The organism is Nocardia yunnanensis, assembly GCF_003626895.1.
GTDB classification, from domain to species: domain Bacteria; phylum Actinomycetota; class Actinomycetes; order Mycobacteriales; family Mycobacteriaceae; genus Nocardia; species Nocardia yunnanensis.
This window is the reverse complement of record NZ_CP032568.1, coordinates 6982575-7000144: the sequence shown is the minus strand read 5'-3', so window position 1 is coordinate 7000144 and position 17570 is coordinate 6982575. Positions and strand designations below refer to the sequence as shown.

Here is a 17570-nt window from a genome sequence, read left to right as displayed (position 1 = left end):
GGGGGTGGGACAAACCAAATCGCCTGGATAGGAGGTGGCGGTGGCGATCTTCTGGAGGTAGTCTCGAACGCATGTTCGATAGCCGAGAGGTGGAGGCGATGGGCGACGAGGAGCTGATCGACGCGCTGCGGCGGGCACATGGGGCGGCGGCGTTCGCACAGGCGGCGGAGATCACAGCGGTGCGGGAGGTGTATCGCCGGCACCGGGCCCAGAATGCGGCGCCGGGGGCGGGCGGGGTGCGTGCCGGGGAGTTCGCCGCGGCGGAGATCGCGGTGGCGGTGCACGTGTCCGAGGCGGTGGCGGCCGCCTTGATCGATGTCGGGTTGGCGTTGGACTCGCTACCGCAGACCAGGTTGGCATTTGCGGCGGGGCGGATCGATCTGTCGCGGGTGCAGGTGATCGCGGATTGTCTGCGCGGGCTTGCACACGAGGTGCGAGAAGTGTTGGAGCCCAAGCTGATCGACGCGGCGCAGCGGTCGGATCCGGTGCGGTTGCGGCAGACGGCGCAGCGCTGGGTGATTCGGCTCGACCCCGAGGGGGAGACTCGCCGCCGGGAGCAGCGCGAGCAGAATCGCGATATTCGGATCCGCGGGGTGCAGGACGGGATGGCGGTGTTCGACGGGCTGCTGCCCGCCGCGGGAGCACAGGCGCTGGCCATGCGGCTGCGGGAGATGAGTTTGCAAGTTTGCGAAGACGATCCGCGCGGCATGGCGCAACGACGGGCGGACGCTCTCGTCGCGCTGGCCGACGGTTCGGGGCGGCTGCACTGCGAATGCGGCAAAGGGCTCGACTGTCCCAAGGCCGACGCGCCGGCCACTCCGCGGCGGCCGCTGGTTCAGGTCGGAGTGTCCGCGGAAACCCTGCTGGGACTGCGCGACGATCCCGCCTTTCTGGCCGGCTACGGGCCCGTGGACGCAGCACTCGCCCGCACGCTCGCCGAACATGCCCGCTTCCAAGTGATTCCGGAGTATTTCCCGCCGGAGCCGAGCCCGCAGCAAGCGCCCACCTCCTCGGCCGCCGAACCCGAACAGGCGGCAGCGACTCCGCCGCAGCCTCGCGCGCCGGGGGTCGCGGCCGAGGCGCCGTGGGAACGTGCGGTGAGCGCCCACGCCCGTGTCGTCGCGGCCGACCACGCCACCGAGCCCACGCCTGGTGTCGACCGCGGCCGCCTCACCTCCCCCATTTTCTGCGCGCCGCCGGTCGAGACTGCGAAAACCACTGTGGTGCGACCGTTTTCAGCGGCTCCCGCACGCGAGGTGCGGGCGCTGGACGGCCTGTGCCGTTTCCCCGGCTGCACCATGCCCGCAGCGGAAACCTCCCTGGTGCAGTTCGATTCGATTCCCGGCCAACCGCTTCCGCAGCCGAACACCGCGTACCGAGCCGTGCTGTGCACCCATCATCACCGCCTGAAAGCATTGGCCGACAAGGGAAAACACCCTTGGCGCGTCTATCTCGCCGACACCGACCGCATGCGCTGGATCGACCCCAGTGGTGAGCCGCATGAAACCGTCCGCGAAGGCGCCCGCTATCTGTTCCCCCACACCGATATCGACGCCCCACCGCGCATCTCCCCAACCCCCCTGCGCATCCTCCCCGACCCCACCGAAACCCCCTCCCTCACAAACCCTTTCACCACGGACCTGGCCTACCCGATGGAAAACCACATCCTGATCCACCCCCAACTCTCCCGCACCACCCCAGACAACGACGTCCCCGAATCCCCCACCCGAGCCGCCACTCGCTGACCCGGACCACGGAGCCGAGCCCCCAGCCCGGCTCCCCGCCCGGGGTGCGGCTCAACTCTCCGTTCCCCCGAAGGGCCGCACCCCGCCCCTCCCCCGGCACGCGGTGGCGCAGGAAACCCCCGAGTTCCCCTGCGCCACTGCATGCTGGTGCAATGACAGACCACGAACCCCACGACCCGCTTCTGCTCGAACAGCGGCGCCAACTACTGCGCGAGCGCTTGCAGGCCCTGCGCGGCGACCTCGCCGACCTCACCGCCGCCTACCGCGGTCTCCCCGACTCCGGCCTCCTGCTCGACACCCCGGGTACCGGCGCTCTCACTACCCCGGCCTACTGCATCGCCGGCGCCGCAGAGGTTTTCGACGAGGCCCTCATCGAACTCGACGCCGCCGACGATGCCCTTGCACGGGCCGGCACTTACACCACGAGGCTTCGTCGGCCTGTCCTCGACGCCTGATCGCCACCTACGACACTTCGGCGCGAACCTGGTCGGTCATGTTGTCGAAGACGACGGTCTTCGCGGTGAACGTGCCTTTGGCCGCGACCGCGCCCGTCACCTTTTCGCCGGGCTGAAGATCGACCATTGCGATCTCGTTCTGCTCGACTCCGAGTTCGGCGGTGTGCTTGTTGCCGGCGGTGTCGGTGATCGAGAAGTACAGCGGATTGACGCTGACCACCTTGTCCTTGCTGTTGTTCGTCACTGTCACAAGGACACTCGTGTACGCGCTGCCGTCGTCGAGCACGCCGGCGGTGAACGCCGTGGGCGTCGCCGACAGTTGGACGACCGATCCGGCCGAGGAGACCGGCGCGGGCTTGGACGGGTCGCAGCCGGTGAGGACACCCGTTCCGGCGAGAGCGGCCGCGGCGATCGCGAATGCCGCCACAGTTTTGCGAATCATGTGAATTCCCCCTGGAGTTCATCGTTTCGAGGGTTCAATCGCCCCAGATCAGGCAATCGATCAGCCAACGATAGGTCCGCAGGAGGAATGCGAATCGGTAGGTCCATCAACAATGCAGTTCAGGGCATAAAGTTGGCACGCTGGGGGAAGCGCTGGGTGATCACACCTACCGGCTCCCCGTTTTCGATTCGGCGTTGGGTTATTTAGCGGCGTCGAGGACCCAGTTCTTTTTGTTGACGTCGATTTTCTTGTCGTCGATGAAGACGGCGGGGGTGGCGGCGCGGTTGTCGAGTTTGGTGTCGAGGGTCTTCAGGGCTGCTTCGGCGTGGCCGCGGGCGGTGTCGGCGCGATCGCCGGAGGTGATGCATTTGGCGACGTCGTCACCGGCACCGGCCTGCTTGGCGATGTCGGCGAGGGACTTGTTGTCGTGGTCGGCTCCACCCTCCGAGGGCTGTTCGGTGGTGAACAGGAGCTGGTGGAACTTGGAGTAGACCGGGCCGTTGCCGGACTGCGCGACACACTCGTTGGCGGCGACGGCGCGGGTGGAGTAGTCCTTGCTCTTCGACTTCGGGTCGAGGAAGTTCACCAGCCGGTATCGGACTTCGATCTTGCCCAGATCGACCTGCTGGGCGATCTCCTGCCCGTAGATCTTCTCCAGCTGCCCGCACGCCGGGCACAGCGGATCCTCGTACAGGTCAATGGTTTTCGCGACATTCGACTTCCCCAGCACGATCGCGCCGTCGGAGTCCAACGCCACCGTCACCGCGGGATCGTGCACCGGCCCGTACCCGTCGTTGCGCACCCCGCCCCCGTCGCCGCGGTTCCACAGATACAGCGCCGCCACGATCGCCGCGACGACCACGACGGCCACCCCGGCCAGCGCGTACGTCGTCTTGCTCGAAACCGGCCGCGGTGTGTGCTTCGAAGTCGGATTGCTCACCCGCAACACTCTGCCCGACGCCCCCGCCCCCGCGACACCCACCCCGCCGCACCGAAATCAACTCGCGCCGAAGGAGCTAGCCGGGAACGGGCACGGATTCCTTGCGGCGCAGGGTTTCGGGGGCGAGCAGCCAGACCGCGGAGGCGGAGGCGAGCAGGGTGGCGGTGACGGTGAGGGCTACGGCGTAGGAGAGGCGGTCGGCCAGGAGGCCGATGGCGTAGGGGCCCAGGAAGGTGCCGAGGTCGGCGGACATTTGGTAGCCGGCCAGGACGGGGCCGCCGCGGCGGCCGGGGCCGATGATGTCGGCGACGGCCGCTTGCAGGGCGGGAGCGAACATGCCGGAGCCGATGCCGGCCAGGCAGGAAGCGGCCAGGAGCCAAGGCAGGTTTGGGGAGAGGCCGATGCCCGCGGTGCCGAGAGCGCAGACGAGGGTGCCGGCGATGAGGAAGGGCTTGCGGCCGAGGGTGTCCGACCAGCGACCGGACAGGAACAGGACCGAGGCGTTGCCGAGGGCGAAGGCGGTGAGGGCTACGCCCGCCAAGGCGGCATCCTGTTTGAGGACCTCGACGACGATCAGAGGAACCAGTGCCATGCGGACACCGAAAACCGCGGCACCGTTACCGAAGTTGGCCCACAGGGCGGCGCGATAGGCGGGCTGGGCGAGGCCCTCGCGGAAGGTCGTGGCGGGCACGCCGTTGGCGGTTTCCGGCAACGCCAGCGGCGAGTTCCGCAGCGCCACATAGACGATCAGGCTGGCGATCAACAGCGCGACGCAGTAGATGACGAACGGCGCGCGCAATCCCAGGAACGACAGCGCGCCACCCACCAGCGGCCCGCTGATCGACCCGATCAGGAAACTGGTCGAATACACCCCGGACACCCGCCCGCGCTCGGCGGGCGGCGACATGCGGATCACCAGTCCCAGCGAGGACACGGTGAACATGGTCGACCCGATTCCGCCCAGCGACCGCAAAACCAGCAGCTGCCAATAACTTTGAGCCAGCGCGCACGCACCGGTCGAGACGGCCACGATCAGCAGCCCGGTCAGATACACCGGCCGCTCCCCCAGCCGCTGCAACAACCGCCCGGCCAACGGCGCGAACAGCAACCGCATCAACGCGAACGCGCTCACGATGAACGAGGCCGCCGCCACCCCGACATGAAAACTCCGCGCGAACTGCGGCAGCGCCGGCGCGACCAGCCCGAACCCGATGGCGATCGTGAACGCCGACCCCACCAGCACCCAGATCTCCACCGGCAACCGCTGCCGCCCGGCCTCGACACCCTGCGAACTACTCACCACACCTCACCCACGACGCGATACAACGGACCACGCGACCGCCCGCGGATCGCTCACGCACCCGACGTACCGGACAACGCCTGCCCCACGATTTCCTCCGCGGCCGCCTGCACCTGCGCCAGATGCTCGGGCCCCTGGAAGGATTCCGCGTAGATCTTGTACTTGTCCTCGGTCCCCGACGGCCGCGCCGCGAACCAGGCGTTCTCGGTGGTGACCTTCACCCCGCCCAAGGCCGCGCCGTTGCCGCGGGCGCGGGTCTGGATTCCGGTGACGGGTTCGCCGGCGATTTCGGTGGCGGTGATCATGTCCGGCGTCAACGCCGCCAGCCGCGCCTTCTGTTCCGTGGTGGCGTTGGCGTCGACGCGGGCGTAGGCGGGTGAGCCGTAACGCTTTTCGAGTTCGGCGTAGCGGGCGGACGGGCTCTGCCCGGTGACCGCGGTGATCTCGGCGGCCAGCAGGGCGAGCAGGATGCCGTCCTTGTCGGTGGTCCACACGGTGCCGTCCATGCGCAGGAACGACGCCCCCGCCGACTCCTCGCCGCCGAAAGCCAGGCTGCCGCTGAACAATCCGGGCACGAACCATTTGAACCCGACCGGCACCTCGTACACGTCGCGGCCCAGCACCCCGACCACGCGGTCGATCATGCCGGAGGTCACCACCGTCTTGCCGATCTTGGTCAGCGCATCCCACCCCATCCGGTTGGCGATCAGGTACTCGATCGCCACCGCCAGGTAGTGGTTCGGATTCATCAGTCCCGCATCGGGAGTCACGATCCCGTGCCGGTCGGCGTCCGCGTCGTTGCCGGTGGAGATGTCGTAATCGTCGCGAATCGCCACCAGCGAGGCCATGGCATACCGCGAGGACGGATCCATCCGGATTCGCCCGTCCGCGTCCAGCGTCATGAACCGCCACGTCGGGTCGACGAACGGATTCACCACCTCGAGCTCGAGGTCGTAGCGCTGCCCGATCTCTTCCCAGTAATCCACGGAGGCCCCGCCCATGGGGTCCGCGCCCAGCCGAATCCCCGCGCCCCGAATGGCGTCCAGATTCAGCACATTGGGTAGGTCGGAGATATAGCGATCCAGATAGTCGTAGCGCTCCACGTTCGTGGCCAGCGCATGCGCGAGCGAGGTGCGCCGCACATCGGCGAGCCCGGTGCGCAGCAGCTCGTTGGCGCGCGCGGCGATGGCATCGGTGGCGATGGTGTCGGCCGGGCCGCCGTGCGGCGGATTGTATTTGAACCCGCCGTCGCGCGGCGGATTGTGCGAGGGCGTCACCACGATGCCGTCGGCCTGATGCCGGGTGCCGCCGCGATTGTGCCGCAGCACCGCGTGGCTCAAAGCCGGTGTGGGCGTGTACCTGTCACGCGAGTCGATGATGGCGGTGACGTCGTTGGCGGCCAGCACCTCGAGCGCGGTGGTCCAGGCGGGCTCGGACAGCGCGTGCGTGTCCCGCGCCAGATACACCGGCCCGGTAATGCCGCGCGAGGCACGGTATTCCACGATCGCCTGCGTGATGGCCAGAATGTGCGCCTCGTTGAACGCGCAGTCCAGACTCGATCCACGATGCCCGGAAGTACCGAAGGACACCAGTTGCTCGGGATCCGCTGGATCCGGAATCTTGCTGTAGTAGGCCGTCACCAAATGCGCGATGTCCTCGAGGTCCGTGGCCCGCGCCGGTCGTCCGGCTCGATCGTGGGCCATGCTCGCACCTCCCTTCCGTATCGCCTGCGACCGGCTGGTCATCAGAATCACGACCACCCCCACTGCCCGCGCGGGGCACCGAGGTCGGTTGTGCACAGGCTCGCGCCGACGCCGATCACGACGTTCGCCACCGCATAGCTGTCAGCGCCCTCCTCGGCCGATCGAACCGTCTCGTCTCCGAATGCGGCGAACGCGGCCGGCTCCCCACCGCCCACGCTCACCGCCAGTGTGCCCAGTGGGAGAACACTATCGAATCGAGGGGCCACCGCGCGATCCGCCAGTTGTACGGTCGCGATCGCGACGGTCGAGCACGGGTGGCGAGGCGGCGGCGTCACCGCCGTACCCCGTCGAAGACCTCGACGGGTGAGAGCGCCACGGTCACCGAATCCAGCAGATCCGCATTGCTTTCCACGAAGGACCGCAGTCGCGCGGTGTCGTCGATGATCATCACCAGCACCGGCAGCCGCTCGGCCAGATCGAGCAGGCGCGCGGTGTGAATGTGCGAGGACACCCCGTAGCCCTCGATACCGCGCCACACGCTGGCCCCGGCCAGTCCGGCGTCGCGGGCACGCCGCACGATCTCGTGGTAGCGGGGCCGATGCCGATACAGATCGTCCTCGCCGAGCAGCACCGTCAGCCGCGAGGCCGGAACCCATTGCCGAGCCGTCTCACTCATCGCCTGCCCCCAATCGTCGTGCCGTACCCGAACTACCTCGCCGCGCACTCAGCCCGAGAATGCCCATTCGACCGCGGGGGCGCAACCAACGTCCACACCCCTCCTTCAATTAACTAAAAAGTTGCTGTCCGGCGTGTTGCTGAGCCCGAACAACAGCCCGGAACTGCGAGGATAGTGCGGCTTGCCCAGAGTTGTCCCATCGGCCTCGAGGAGCGAAGTTGGCGGTGCGGCAGTCGATCGGAAAAATGCTGGTCCAAGGCATCGCCGTCGCCGCGGCACTGGTGGCCGTCATGGCCGCCGCACCCGCGGCCCACGCCGGAGCGATCTACCCCGTCGCGGACCCGGACGGGTTCTACTACGCCGCAGGCAATCTCGGCGGCGCGCAGAACGGCGACGTCCTCAATGCCCGCCAGGTCCCCAGCCCGTGGGCCGGAGCGACGGTGTGGCAGCTGCTTTTCCGTTCCACCAGTTCCACCGGCGTGCCCATCGCGGCGGTGACCACGCTCATCTCCCCCGGCCCCGGGCCGCGCCCGCTGCTGTCGTATCAGCCGTTCGTGAATTCCCTGGGCCTGCAATGCGCTCCGTCGCACGCGCTGTTCGACGGCAGCCTCAAGGAGACCTCCGCCTTCCCGCTGCTGCTGGCCCGGGGCTGGGCGATCGCGGTGCCCGATCACCTCGGACCCGACAGCGCCTACGGCGCCGCCCGCATGGGCGGGCAGATCACCCTCGACGGCATTCGCGCGGTGAAGCGTTTCGCCCCGGCGGGATTGGCCGATTCGCCGGTCGGCCTGGCCGGTTACTCCGGCGGCGCGATGGCCACCGGTTTCGCGGCCGCCATCGCCCCGGACTACGCGCCCGAACTGCCGATCGTCGGCGTCGCCGAGGGCGGCGTTCCGGTCAACCCGGGCAAAATGGCCATCGAGGCGGGTGATTCGCCGCAGGCCCTGTTCGGCCTCGGCTTCGCCGTGGCCGTGGGCATGGAACGCGAATATCCGGCCGAGCTGCGCCTGGACGATTCGCTCACCCCCTTCGGCTTCTGGATGCGCGAGCGGATGGCCAATTCCTGTGTGGACGACATCATCTCGGTCGGCGCGAACCATCGCATCAGCGAGGTCTTCCACGCCGGCGCCGAGAACGATCCGGTGCTGATTCGTACCTTCCACGAGAACGCGCTCGAGATCGTGCCCGAGCTCATCCGCCAGCCCCTCTACGAGTGGCACGGCGGCAACGACCAGGTGCCGCTGGGCCTGGCCCAGTACACCGCGGGCCGCTACTGCGCCGCGGGCACCCCGGTCCAGTTCGACGTCATCCCGGGCGCCGACCACGGCACCGCCATCTTCCCGGGCGCGGTCAACGCCATGAACTATCTCGCCGACCGGTTCGCGGGCCTGGCCCCGCCCTCCAACTGCCGCTGATCGCGGTAAGCCGGAAAAAGAGCGGCCCCAGCTCATGCGAGCTGGGGCCGCTTTCCTTTCCGGACGACGCTGTCCGGGGACGCGGGGCGCGTCATCCGGTGGCACCGAAAACCAGTGCGCCAGAACGAGAATCAGTGCGCGAGCACCGGTTCGCCCTCGGCCGGGACCGGCACCTTGTTCGGCATGATCAGCCCGGTCAGCACCGCGCCGACCACGAAGATCGCCGCCGCCCACCAGAAGGTGGTGGTGTAGCTTCGCACCGCGGCCTCCGCCAGCACGGCCGGCGTCGCCGGACCGTGGTCGGACACGTAGTTGGTCAGCGCCGTCGAGGCCAGGGTGCTCAGCAGCGCGGTGCCGATCGAGCCGCCGACCTGCTGGCTGGTGTTGACCATGGCCGAGGCCACGCCCGCGTCCTGGTGGTCGATGCCGGAGGTGGCGCCGGAGAACGCGGTGGACATCGCGGTACCCAGGCCCAGACCCATCAGGATCAGGCTCGGCAGGATGTGGCTCGCGTAGCCGGTGTGCACGCCGATGCGGGTCAGCAGCGCCATTCCCAATGTGGCGACCAGGAATCCGCTCACCACGGTCACCTTCGGGCCGACCCGCGGGATCACCAGCGCCGGCACCGTGGTCGAGGAGGCGATCATGCCCGCCACCATGGGCAGGAAGGCCACGCCGGTGATGATCGGCGAGTACCCCAGCTGCTGCTGCATGTAGTAGGTCAGGAACAGGAACATGGCGAACATGCCGATGCCGATGGTGAACACGGTGATGTAGGACGCGCCACGGGTCTTGTCCAGCACCACGCGCAGCGGCAGCAGCGGATGCGCGACCCGCTGTTCCAGCCAGGCGAACACGCCCAGCAGCACCACGCCGCCGATCAGGAAGGCCAGCGTCACGCCATTGGTCCAGCCGTCGGATTCGGCGTGCGAGAAGCCGTACACGATGCCGAACAGCGCGGCGCTCACGGCCAGGGTGCCGGGCAGATCCAGCTTGGGCCGATGGGTGGCGGTGTGCTTGGCCAGCAAGGTGACCGCGCCGACCAGTGCCACGGCCGCGAACACCAGGTTCACGTACATCACCCAGCGCCACGAGGCCCATTCGGTGAGCGCGCCGCCCAGCAGCAGGCCCAGTGCGCCGCCGGCGCCGGCGATGGCGCCGAAGATGCCGAACGCCTTGGCGCGTTCGCGGGGTTCGGTGAAGGTCACCGTCAGCAGCGACAGTGCCGCGGGTGCGAGCAGCGCGCCGAAAACGCCTTGCGCCACACGGGATCCGACGAGCATTTCGAAGTTGCCGGCCGCGCCGCCGATCGCGGAGGCGGCGGCGAAGCCGACCAGGCCCACGATGAAGGTGGTGCGACGGCCGAACAGATCCGACAGTCGCCCGCCCAGCAGCAGCAGGCTGCCGAAGGCAAGTGCGTAGCCGGTGATGACCCACTGCCGGTCCCCGTTGGAGAACCCGAGGTCGGCCTGGGCGTGCGGCAGCGCGATGTTCACGACGGTCGCGTCCAGTACGACCATCAGCTGGGCGACGCCCAGCACGGCCAGCACCCACCAGCGCAGGGCGTGCGATCCGCGCCGCCCGGCCGCCGCCGTGGGGGCGGCCACGTCTTTCTCGAGAGCTGTTGTCATGGTGTTTTCCTCGTCCCCTAGGATTAACGGAGAACCCGTCTCCGTTTACCGATGAAAGCTACCATGCCAAACGGAGACAATGCCTCCGGATAATCCCGATTCCTGTTAGGATTAGCCTGTGAATCACGTCACCACCGCGCCACCACCTCGGCGTCTGCGCGCGGACGCCGCCCGCAACCAGCAGCGCATCATCGCGGCCGCCCGCGAGCTGTTCGCCGATCGCGGCCTGGAGGTCACCCTCGACGATGTGGCCGAACGCGCCGGCGTCGGCGTCGGCACGGTCTACCGCCGCTTCGCCAACAAGCAGGAGCTCATCTCCGAGGTCTTCGACCAGATGGTCACCGAGCTGGCCGGGGCCGTGGACGCCGCACTGCACCACCCGGACCCGTGGCAGGGCCTGGTCGGCCTGTTCGAGTACTCGTGCCGACACATCGCGGTCAACCGCGGTTTCGGCGAGGTGATCCTCGAATTGCACGACAGCATGGACCGTTTCGTCTGCATGAAGGACCGCATCCGGCCCGGCATGAACGCCGTCATCCAGCGCGCCAAGGACGCCGGCGCCCTGCAGCCCGATATCGAGCCGGCCGATTTCTTCGCCATGGTGAACATGGTCGACGGCATCGCGGGCTTCGCCCGGCCGGTGAATTCCGATGTCTGGGAGCGCTATATGGCGGTGATCCTCAACGGCGTCCGCGGTGACGGCGTGCCCCGCATGCCGCTCACGCAACCACCCTTGACCGAGGACGAGGTGGAACGCGCCAAGGCGGCGGCGTGCCCGCCGCGCAAACGGTAGCGCACATCACACTCGCGGTTTACAGTTGGTCGCATGACCAACTCTTGGGTGAACTGGGCCGGGGATCAGAGCTGTGCCCCGGCGACCATCGCCGAACCGAGCTCGCCCGAGGACGTCGCGGCAGTACTCGCCCAGGCCGAGGCCGCCGGCCACACCGTGCGGGTCGCGGGATCCGGCCACTCGTTCACCGAGACCGTGCTCACCGACGGCACCCTCATGCGCCTGAACCAGCTCGACCGGATCCTCGAGGTGGACCGCGCCAGCGGGCTGGTCCGGGTGGAAGCGGGCATCACCCTCAATGCCGCCAGCACCGCGCTGCACCCGCTGGGTCTGGCCTTCCCCAATCTCGGTGATATCGACGTGCAGTCGATCGCGGGCGCGACCGCGACCGGCACCCACGGCACCGGGGCCCGGCTCCAGAACCTTTCGGCCGCACTGCATTCGGTGGAACTGGTGCTGGCCGACGGCAGCCGGGTGGAGCTCAACGAGCAGTCCGATCCGGACGGCTGGCGCGCCGCGCGGGTGAATGTGGGCGCGCTCGGCGTGGTCACCGCGGTCACCCTGCGGATGGTGCCGTCGTTCGTGCTCGAGGGCATCGAGCGGCCGGTGCCGGTCGAGGAGGTGCTCACCGATCTGGACAGCTACGTGGACGGCAACGAGCACTTCGAGTTCTACATGTTCGCGCACAGCCCGCTGGCGATGACCAAGCGCAACAACACCGTCGAGCTGCCCGAGCAACCGCGCGGCAAGGCCGTGGACTGGTTCTCCGACATCCTCATGACCAACTACACCTTCGACGCCCTGTGCCGGCTGACCCGCCGACGCCCCGGCCTGATCCCGTGGGTGCAGCGCGGCGCGGCCTACGCGGGCAGCTACCGCCGCCAGGTCGAGCGCTCCTACAAGGTGTTCGCCAGCCCGCGGCTGTTCCGTTTCACCGAGATGGAATACGCACTGCCGCGCGCGCATTCGGTCGATGCCATCCGCGAGATCAAGGAGGTGGCCAAGCATTTCGACACCCCGATGCCGATCGAGGTGCGCTGGGTCGCCGCCGACGACGCCTTCCTCTCGCCCGCCGGCGGTCGCGACACCTGCTACATCGCGGTCCACCAGTACCAGGGCATGGACTACGAACCGTATTTCCGTGCCTGCGAACGGGTTTTCGATCGCTACAACGGCCGCCCGCACTGGGGCAAGCGGCACTTCCAGACCGCCGAGACGCTGCGGGAGCGCTACCCGGACTGGGATCGTTTCGCCGAGGTGCGCCGCCGCCTGGACCCCAAGGGCCGGTTCACCAATGCCTACCTCGAGCGGGTGCTGGGTCCGGTGTCCTGACAACCCACGCGAAGTGGACAAACGGACTAGTATCAGTTGCTGAAAGATCGCTGCATCCGCCCCGAGCGTGACCGACGTAGGGAGGTTCCGATGTCTTCTTTCGGCGACAAGATGAACGAGGCCGGTGACCAGGCCAAGTCCGCGGCCCAGGACATGGGCGACAAGGCCCGGGAGGCCGCCGACAAGGCCCGCGACGAGGTGCAACACGCGGGCGAGGAGATGAAGGAGAAGGTCGGCGGCCTGATGGGCAAGATCAAGGAAAAACTGGGCGGCGGATCGAAGTAAGGGGCGCGTGACCATGCCGACGAATGACGATTTCGACGACGAGCGGCTCGCCGACGACTTGCGCACCACCGCCGACGATCTGACCACCGACCTCGGGGTCACCGCCGGCGATCTGCGGGAGCGAGCCGAGGCCGCGGCGGGGCAACTGGCCGAACGCGCCAGCGGCGCGGCCGCCGAGCTCGCGGGGCGCGCCCAGGACGCCGCCGCCGATCTCGCCGATATGGCGAAGGCATTCGCCGACAGAATCACCCCCGATGATCTGCAGGGCACGCTGGAACAGGTGCGCGCCAATCTCGATCACGCGGCGCAGGATGTGCTGGCCGCGGTGAACGAGATCGTCACCGCGCTGAAGAACCGCACCGGCAAGTAGTCTCACCGACCCCGGTTCCGGGCCCCCGGGCTCGGAACCGGGGTTGTTCGCTGCCCCGGCCGGACCTCGTTGCTCCGATATCGCGTTGATCGACACGACACCACAGGGGATGCCTGACGTGAGCGCACCGAGCACCACCCCCGGCCCGAGTCCCGTCCATCCTCGAACGGCGGTGGCGCCCAGGGTCTTCTGGCCCGCCGCACTGGTGGTGACCGCGTTCACGGTGTACGCCATCGTCTTTCGCGACGCCGCCGCCCGGCAGGCGAAGGCCGTGCAGGATCACGTGATCGGCGACTTCGGCTGGTACTACATCGTGCTCGTGACCCTGTTCGTGGTGTTCGCGATCCGGCTGGGGCTGGGCCGATTCGGCGGCATCACCCTCGGCGACGACGGCGAACGGGCCGAATATTCGCTAAGCGCTTGGCTTCCCATGTTGTTCGCGGCCGGCATGGGTATCGGCCTGGTGTTCTGGGGTGTGGCCGAACCGCTGTTCCACTACGAGGATCCGCGGCCGGGCGTGGGTTCGACGCCGGCGCAGCGCGCGGATGCGGCCATGGTGCAGACGTTTCTGCACTGGGGCATCCACCCGTGGGCCATCTACGTGGTGGTGGGTCTGGCGATCGCGTATTCGAATCACCGCAAGGGCCGGCCGGTGTCGATTCGCTGGTCGCTGGAATCGCTTGTGGGCGACCGTATTCGCGGGTGGCGGGGCGACGTCATCGACGTGGTGGCGGTGATCGGCACGGTCTTCGGCGTGGCCACCTCGCTCGGGCTGGGGGTGCTGCAGATCTCGGCGGGCCTGAATTATCAAGGCTGGCTGCACGAACCGGGCAAGGGCTTGCAGGTGGTGCTGGTGGTGGCGGTCACCGCGCTGGCCACGATCTCGGTGGCGGTGGACAAGGGCATCAAGCTGCTGTCGCAGGCGAACATGGGTGTGGCGGCCGTGCTGCTGGTGTACGTGCTCATCGCGGGGCCGACGCTGTTCATCGTCGACGCGCTGGTGCAGAACCTCGGCCAGTATCTGCAGACGCTGCCGCGAATCAGCCTCTACACCGGCGCGTCCGAGGGACCGGACGGTACCGCCTGGACCCGGCAGTGGACGGTCTTCTACTGGGGCTGGTGGATCAGCTGGGCGCCCTTCGTCGGGGTGTTCATCGCGCGCATCTCCCGCGGCCGCACGGTGCGTGAGTTCGTGGCCGGCGTGCTGCTGGTGCCGACGCTGCTGACCTTCGTGTGGTTCGCGGTCTTCGGCGGTGCGGGCCTGCATCGCGAAATGTTCGGCGGCGGTGGGCTGTCGGGTGCGGATGGTCCCGACCGTGACAGCGCCCTGTTCGCACTGCTGCACACCCTGCCCGGCGGATCGGTGACCGCGGGGCTGGCGATTCTGGTGATCGTCTTGTTCTTCGTCACCTCCGCCGACTCGGGCGCGCTGGTGGTGAACATGCTGTCCTCGGGCGGCAATCCGGAACCGCCGAGGTGGAGCCGCGCCTTCTGGACCTGCGCGCAGGGGGCGGTAGCGGTGGCATTGCTGGTCGCCAGCGGAACCGGCGCGACAGCCCTGACGACCTTACAGACGGTGGCGATCCTCATAGCGCTGCCGTTCAGTGTCGTGATGCTCGCGATGAGTGTCGCGCTGGTGCGCACCTTCCGCCTCGAGGCCCCTTAGACTTCCAGTCGGAAGATAACGAATTCGTCTCGGATTGGATCTAGCGCGTCATGCTCAAGGGTTTCAAAGAGTTGCTGATGAGGGGCAACGTCCTCGACTTGGCGGTGGCGGTCGTCATGGGCACCGCGTTCACGGCCATCGTCACCTCGATCACGAAAGGCGTACTCGAACCGCTGCTCGCGACCCTCGGCGGCAACAAGGAATACGGTCTGGGCTTTCAGATCCTGGCCGGCAAACCGTCCACGTTCGTGGCGCTGGGCCCGATCATCAGCGCCGGTATCAACTTCCTCTGCGTCGCCGCGGTCCTCTACTTCGTGCTCATCCTGCCGATGAACACCATCAAGCATCGGCTCAGCAAGCCCACCGCGGTCAAGGCCGATCCGACCGAGCTGGAACTGCTCACCGAGATCCGCGATCTGCTGGCCAAGCAGCACGCCGACCGCACCCCGCAGAGCGCGAACAGCAAGACCGCCGCCACCCTCGACTAGGCTTAGCCAGGTTGTTGCCAGCAACCTGATCACGCGTCTAGTGGAGGAGAACGATGACACCCGCCCCGGCGAGCCGGTGGGCCATGCTCGCGGTGCTGTGCGCGAGCCTGCTGCTGGTGGCGATGGACGCGACGATCCTGAATGTCGCGCTGCCGTCGCTCATCGATCACATGGAACCCAGTCCCATGGAACAACTCTGGATCGTCGACCTCTACGGTCTGGTCCTGGGCGGACTGCTCATCACCTGCGGCGCGGTCAGCGATCGCTACGGCCGCAAGCGCCTGTTCCTCTCCGGCTTCGTGCTGTTCGGGCTGGCCTCGGTGGTGGCGGCCACCGCGCACGCCCCCGCGCAATTGATCGGCGGGCGCGCGCTGCTGGGAGTCGGCGGCGCCATGGTCATGCCGTCCACGCTCTCGCTGATCCGCAATATCTTCACCGACGACCGCGAACGCACCCTGGCCATCGGCATCTGGGCGTCGGTGGCGGGCGCGGGCGCGGCGATCGGCCCGCTGGTCGGCGGCCATCTGGTCGAGGCGTTCGGTTGGTCGGCGGCCTTCTGGCTCAATGTGCCGGTGGTGATCGTCACGGTGGCCGCGGGTGTGTGGCTGTTGCCGGAATACCGTGCGCCGCAACACGGCAGCCTGGACTGGCTCAGTGCCGTGGTGTCGGTGCTGGGCGTGGTGGCGCTGGCGTGGGGCATCAAGCATGTGGCCAAGGGGAATCCGGCCGCGATCGATCTGGTGATCCTGGTCGCGGCGTTCGCGCTGCTGGGGTTGTTCGCCTACCGGCAGACCCGGTCGCCGGACCCGCTGCTGGACGTGCGGCTGTTCAAGAATCGCGCCTTCACCGCGGCGGCGGTCGCCACCCTGGTGGCCATGCTCGCCATCGGCGCGGCGCTGTTCCTGATCTCGTTGTGGCTGCAGTACATTCACGGCTACTCGCCCTCGGAGGCGGGCGTGCGCACGCTGCCGGCGGCGATCGCGACCCTGCTGGGTTCGCTGGCCACGCCGTGGCTCATGCCGCGGGTGGGGGTGCGGTTCCTGATGGGCTTCGCCCTGGGCGCGCTGGCAACGGGTTTCGCCGTGCTGGCCGCCGTGCCCGACACCACCTATCCGCTGGTCGCGCTGATCCTGGTGTGCCTGGGCATCGGTGACGGCATCGCGATCACCACCGCGGCCGCGGTGCTGGTGGCCGCGGTTCCGGCCGAGCGGGCGGGGCAGGCGGGCGCGGTGGAGGAGACCAACTACGAGCTCGGCATCGGCCTCGGCGTGGCGCTGCTGGGCAGCATTCACGGCCGGCTGTTCACCTCGCACATGAACGGATTGCCGCTGCGCGGTGACGATCTCGCCGATGCGCGCGGCTCGGTGGGCGGTGCGGCCTACGTCGCGGACAAGATCGGCGGCGAGACCGGGGCGCAGGTGCTCGGCATCGCCCAGCACGCCTACGACGCGGCGCTCACCACCACCTCCTGGATCTCCACCGCCATGGTGGGCGCGGTGGCGGTATTGACCGTGGTGCTGGTGCCCCGCGGCTTCAAGGCGACCGCCGCGCACTGAGTCGCGGATTCGCCTATGCCAGTGCCGTTTTGAGCTGCGCCAGCCCGGAGCGGATGCGCGCCTTCACCGCCGGCAGCCCGATGCCCAGCCGGGCGGCGACCTGGGCGTAGGTGAGCCCGCCGTAGAAGGCGAGCACCACCGATTCCCGCTGATACGGTGTGAGCGTGGCCAATCCGAGCCGGATGGCGCGTTCCTCCTGGCGGCGCAGGATCTCCTCGGCCACCACGTCGGCGGCCGGACGGTAATCGCCCACGCCCCAGCGGTGTTCGTGCCCGGCCGCGCTGCACTCGCGGCGCACCCGATCCACGGCCTGATGGTGGGCCAGGGTGGACAGCCAGGTCAGGGCGCTGCCGCGGGCCGGGTCGAAGCCGCCCGCGCTGCGCCAGACCTGCAGGTAGACTTCATGACACGTCTCCTCGGCATAACCGGTGTCGCACACGATGTTCAGGACCCGGGCGTAGACCAGGCCGCGGGTGCGACGGTAGAGCTCCGCGTAGGCGTCCCGATCACCGTGGGCGATCCGGCCCACCAGGTGATCGAAGCGGGCAGCGGAGAATTGCGATGCGCGTGAGGTTTTCACGAGCGCCCCCAGATCGACGGTCGAGCGAGCACGAACTTGCCGAACGAGCCGTCGAGGGACAGGGACGGCCGCTCACCGCGGACGGAAACCGGCCGGGGACAGGGGCTTTCGTTTCCGCCAACCGTCAAGGCTACGCCGCGGGCGCGGCGGCAGCGCCGGATCCAATTTACCTGACGCAATTCCCGGGAAAACC

General features: G+C 68.4%; 17 protein-coding genes. 10 read left to right on the top strand and 7 right to left on the bottom strand.

Annotation, left to right across the window (positions count from 1 at the left end; genetic code table 11):
• Nucleotides 1–71 precede the first annotated feature (71 nt).
• Complete coding sequence (locus D7D52_RS32760) at nucleotides 72–1745, top strand: DUF222 domain-containing protein (protein WP_120742623.1); 1674 nt, start codon at nucleotides 72–74, stop codon at nucleotides 1743–1745.
• A 152-nt stretch (nucleotides 1746–1897) separates the two neighbouring features.
• Nucleotides 1898–2200, top strand: coding sequence for a hypothetical protein (locus D7D52_RS32755; RefSeq protein WP_120742621.1), 303 nt, complete (start codon nucleotides 1898–1900; stop codon nucleotides 2198–2200).
• A 7-nt stretch (nucleotides 2201–2207) separates the two neighbouring features.
• On the opposite strand, the gene D7D52_RS32750 is transcribed toward D7D52_RS32755, so the two are convergent.
• The 5 genes from D7D52_RS32750 to D7D52_RS32725 form a co-directional block, all read right to left on the bottom strand.
• The gene (locus tag D7D52_RS32750) at nucleotides 2208–2642 is read right to left on the bottom strand and encodes a DUF4352 domain-containing protein (protein WP_120742619.1); all 435 of its coding nucleotides are present in this window, start codon (nucleotides 2640–2642) and stop codon (nucleotides 2208–2210) included.
• Between the two features lie 199 nt (nucleotides 2643–2841).
• Complete coding sequence (locus D7D52_RS32745; protein WP_120742617.1) at nucleotides 2842–3582, bottom strand: DsbA family protein; 741 nt, start codon at nucleotides 3580–3582, stop codon at nucleotides 2842–2844.
• A gap of 76 nt (nucleotides 3583–3658) precedes the next feature.
• Nucleotides 3659–4882 (bottom strand): MFS transporter, encoded by a 1224-nt coding sequence (locus D7D52_RS32740; RefSeq protein ID WP_120744647.1) that lies wholly within the window; start codon nucleotides 4880–4882, stop codon nucleotides 3659–3661.
• A gap of 53 nt (nucleotides 4883–4935) precedes the next feature.
• The gene (gene pgm / locus D7D52_RS32735; protein WP_120744646.1) at nucleotides 4936–6585 is read right to left on the bottom strand and encodes a phosphoglucomutase (alpha-D-glucose-1,6-bisphosphate-dependent); all 1650 of its coding nucleotides are present in this window, start codon (nucleotides 6583–6585) and stop codon (nucleotides 4936–4938) included.
• Between the two features lie 331 nt (nucleotides 6586–6916).
• Nucleotides 6917–7261, bottom strand: coding sequence for a DUF190 domain-containing protein (locus D7D52_RS32725; protein WP_120742613.1), 345 nt, complete (start codon nucleotides 7259–7261; stop codon nucleotides 6917–6919).
• 224 nt (nucleotides 7262–7485) lie between these two features.
• Here D7D52_RS32725 and D7D52_RS32720 point away from each other — a divergent pair, with 224 nt between their 5' ends.
• Nucleotides 7486–8676 (top strand): lipase family protein, encoded by a 1191-nt coding sequence (locus tag D7D52_RS32720; protein WP_246024093.1) that lies wholly within the window; start codon nucleotides 7486–7488, stop codon nucleotides 8674–8676.
• A 131-nt stretch (nucleotides 8677–8807) separates the two neighbouring features.
• On the opposite strand, the gene D7D52_RS32715 is transcribed toward D7D52_RS32720, so the two are convergent.
• On the bottom strand, nucleotides 8808–10307 hold the full coding sequence (locus tag D7D52_RS32715) for an MFS transporter (protein WP_120742611.1): 1500 nt from the start codon (nucleotides 10305–10307) through the stop codon (nucleotides 8808–8810).
• 118 nt (nucleotides 10308–10425) lie between these two features.
• Between D7D52_RS32715 and D7D52_RS32710 the strand changes: the two genes are divergently transcribed.
• The 7 genes from D7D52_RS32710 to D7D52_RS32680 all read left to right on the top strand — a co-directional run bounded on the left by D7D52_RS32710 (nucleotide 10426) and on the right by D7D52_RS32680 (nucleotide 16797).
• Nucleotides 10426–11100, top strand: a complete 675-nt coding sequence (locus D7D52_RS32710) for a TetR/AcrR family transcriptional regulator (protein WP_120742609.1) — start codon at nucleotides 10426–10428, stop codon at nucleotides 11098–11100.
• Between the two features lie 33 nt (nucleotides 11101–11133).
• The gene (locus D7D52_RS32705) at nucleotides 11134–12432 is read left to right on the top strand and encodes a D-arabinono-1,4-lactone oxidase (RefSeq protein ID WP_120742607.1); all 1299 of its coding nucleotides are present in this window, start codon (nucleotides 11134–11136) and stop codon (nucleotides 12430–12432) included.
• Nucleotides 12433–12522: 90 nt separating this feature from the next.
• On the top strand, nucleotides 12523–12717 hold the full coding sequence (locus tag D7D52_RS32700) for a CsbD family protein (RefSeq protein WP_246023467.1): 195 nt from the start codon (nucleotides 12523–12525) through the stop codon (nucleotides 12715–12717).
• 7 nt (nucleotides 12718–12724) lie between these two features.
• A complete protein-coding gene (locus D7D52_RS32695; RefSeq protein WP_120742605.1) occupies nucleotides 12725–13087 on the top strand; it encodes a hypothetical protein in 363 nt (120 codons plus the stop codon).
• Nucleotides 13088–13205: 118 nt separating this feature from the next.
• A complete protein-coding gene (locus D7D52_RS32690; protein WP_222932717.1) occupies nucleotides 13206–14753 on the top strand; it encodes a BCCT family transporter in 1548 nt (515 codons plus the stop codon).
• 50 nt (nucleotides 14754–14803) lie between these two features.
• Nucleotides 14804–15241 carry a large conductance mechanosensitive channel protein MscL gene (mscL, locus tag D7D52_RS32685; RefSeq protein ID WP_120742601.1) on the top strand — a complete coding sequence of 146 codons (438 nt, stop codon included), beginning with the start codon at nucleotides 14804–14806 and terminating at the stop codon, nucleotides 15239–15241.
• Nucleotides 15242–15294: 53 nt separating this feature from the next.
• On the top strand, nucleotides 15295–16797 hold the full coding sequence (locus tag D7D52_RS32680) for an MFS transporter (RefSeq protein ID WP_222932716.1): 1503 nt from the start codon (nucleotides 15295–15297) through the stop codon (nucleotides 16795–16797).
• A gap of 13 nt (nucleotides 16798–16810) precedes the next feature.
• Here D7D52_RS32680 and D7D52_RS32675 read toward each other — a convergent pair whose 3' ends face one another.
• Nucleotides 16811–17377 (bottom strand): sigma-70 family RNA polymerase sigma factor, encoded by a 567-nt coding sequence (locus D7D52_RS32675; RefSeq protein ID WP_120742597.1) that lies wholly within the window; start codon nucleotides 17375–17377, stop codon nucleotides 16811–16813.
• Nucleotides 17378–17570 lie beyond the last annotated feature (193 nt).

Bases quoted from the DNA above. Each gene is read 5' to 3' on its own strand.
- mscL (WP_120742601.1), top strand. From the start codon at position 14,804: ATGCTCAAGGGTTTCAAAGAGTTGCTGATGAGGGGCAACGTCCTCGAC.
- D7D52_RS32725 (WP_120742613.1), bottom strand. From the start codon at position 7,261: ATGAGTGAGACGGCTCGGCAATGGGTTCCGGCCTCGCGGCTGACGGTG.
- D7D52_RS32680 (WP_222932716.1), top strand. From the start codon at position 15,295: ATGACACCCGCCCCGGCGAGCCGGTGGGCCATGCTCGCGGTGCTGTGC.
- D7D52_RS32750 (WP_120742619.1), bottom strand. From the start codon at position 2,642: ATGATTCGCAAAACTGTGGCGGCATTCGCGATCGCCGCGGCCGCTCTC.
- D7D52_RS32700 (WP_246023467.1), top strand. From the start codon at position 12,523: ATGTCTTCTTTCGGCGACAAGATGAACGAGGCCGGTGACCAGGCCAAG.
- D7D52_RS32760 (WP_120742623.1), top strand. From the start codon at position 72: ATGTTCGATAGCCGAGAGGTGGAGGCGATGGGCGACGAGGAGCTGATC.
- D7D52_RS32755 (WP_120742621.1), top strand. From the start codon at position 1,898: ATGACAGACCACGAACCCCACGACCCGCTTCTGCTCGAACAGCGGCGC.
- pgm (WP_120744646.1), bottom strand. From the start codon at position 6,585: ATGGCCCACGATCGAGCCGGACGACCGGCGCGGGCCACGGACCTCGAG.
- D7D52_RS32705 (WP_120742607.1), top strand. From the start codon at position 11,134: ATGACCAACTCTTGGGTGAACTGGGCCGGGGATCAGAGCTGTGCCCCG.
- D7D52_RS32715 (WP_120742611.1), bottom strand. From the start codon at position 10,307: ATGACAACAGCTCTCGAGAAAGACGTGGCCGCCCCCACGGCGGCGGCC.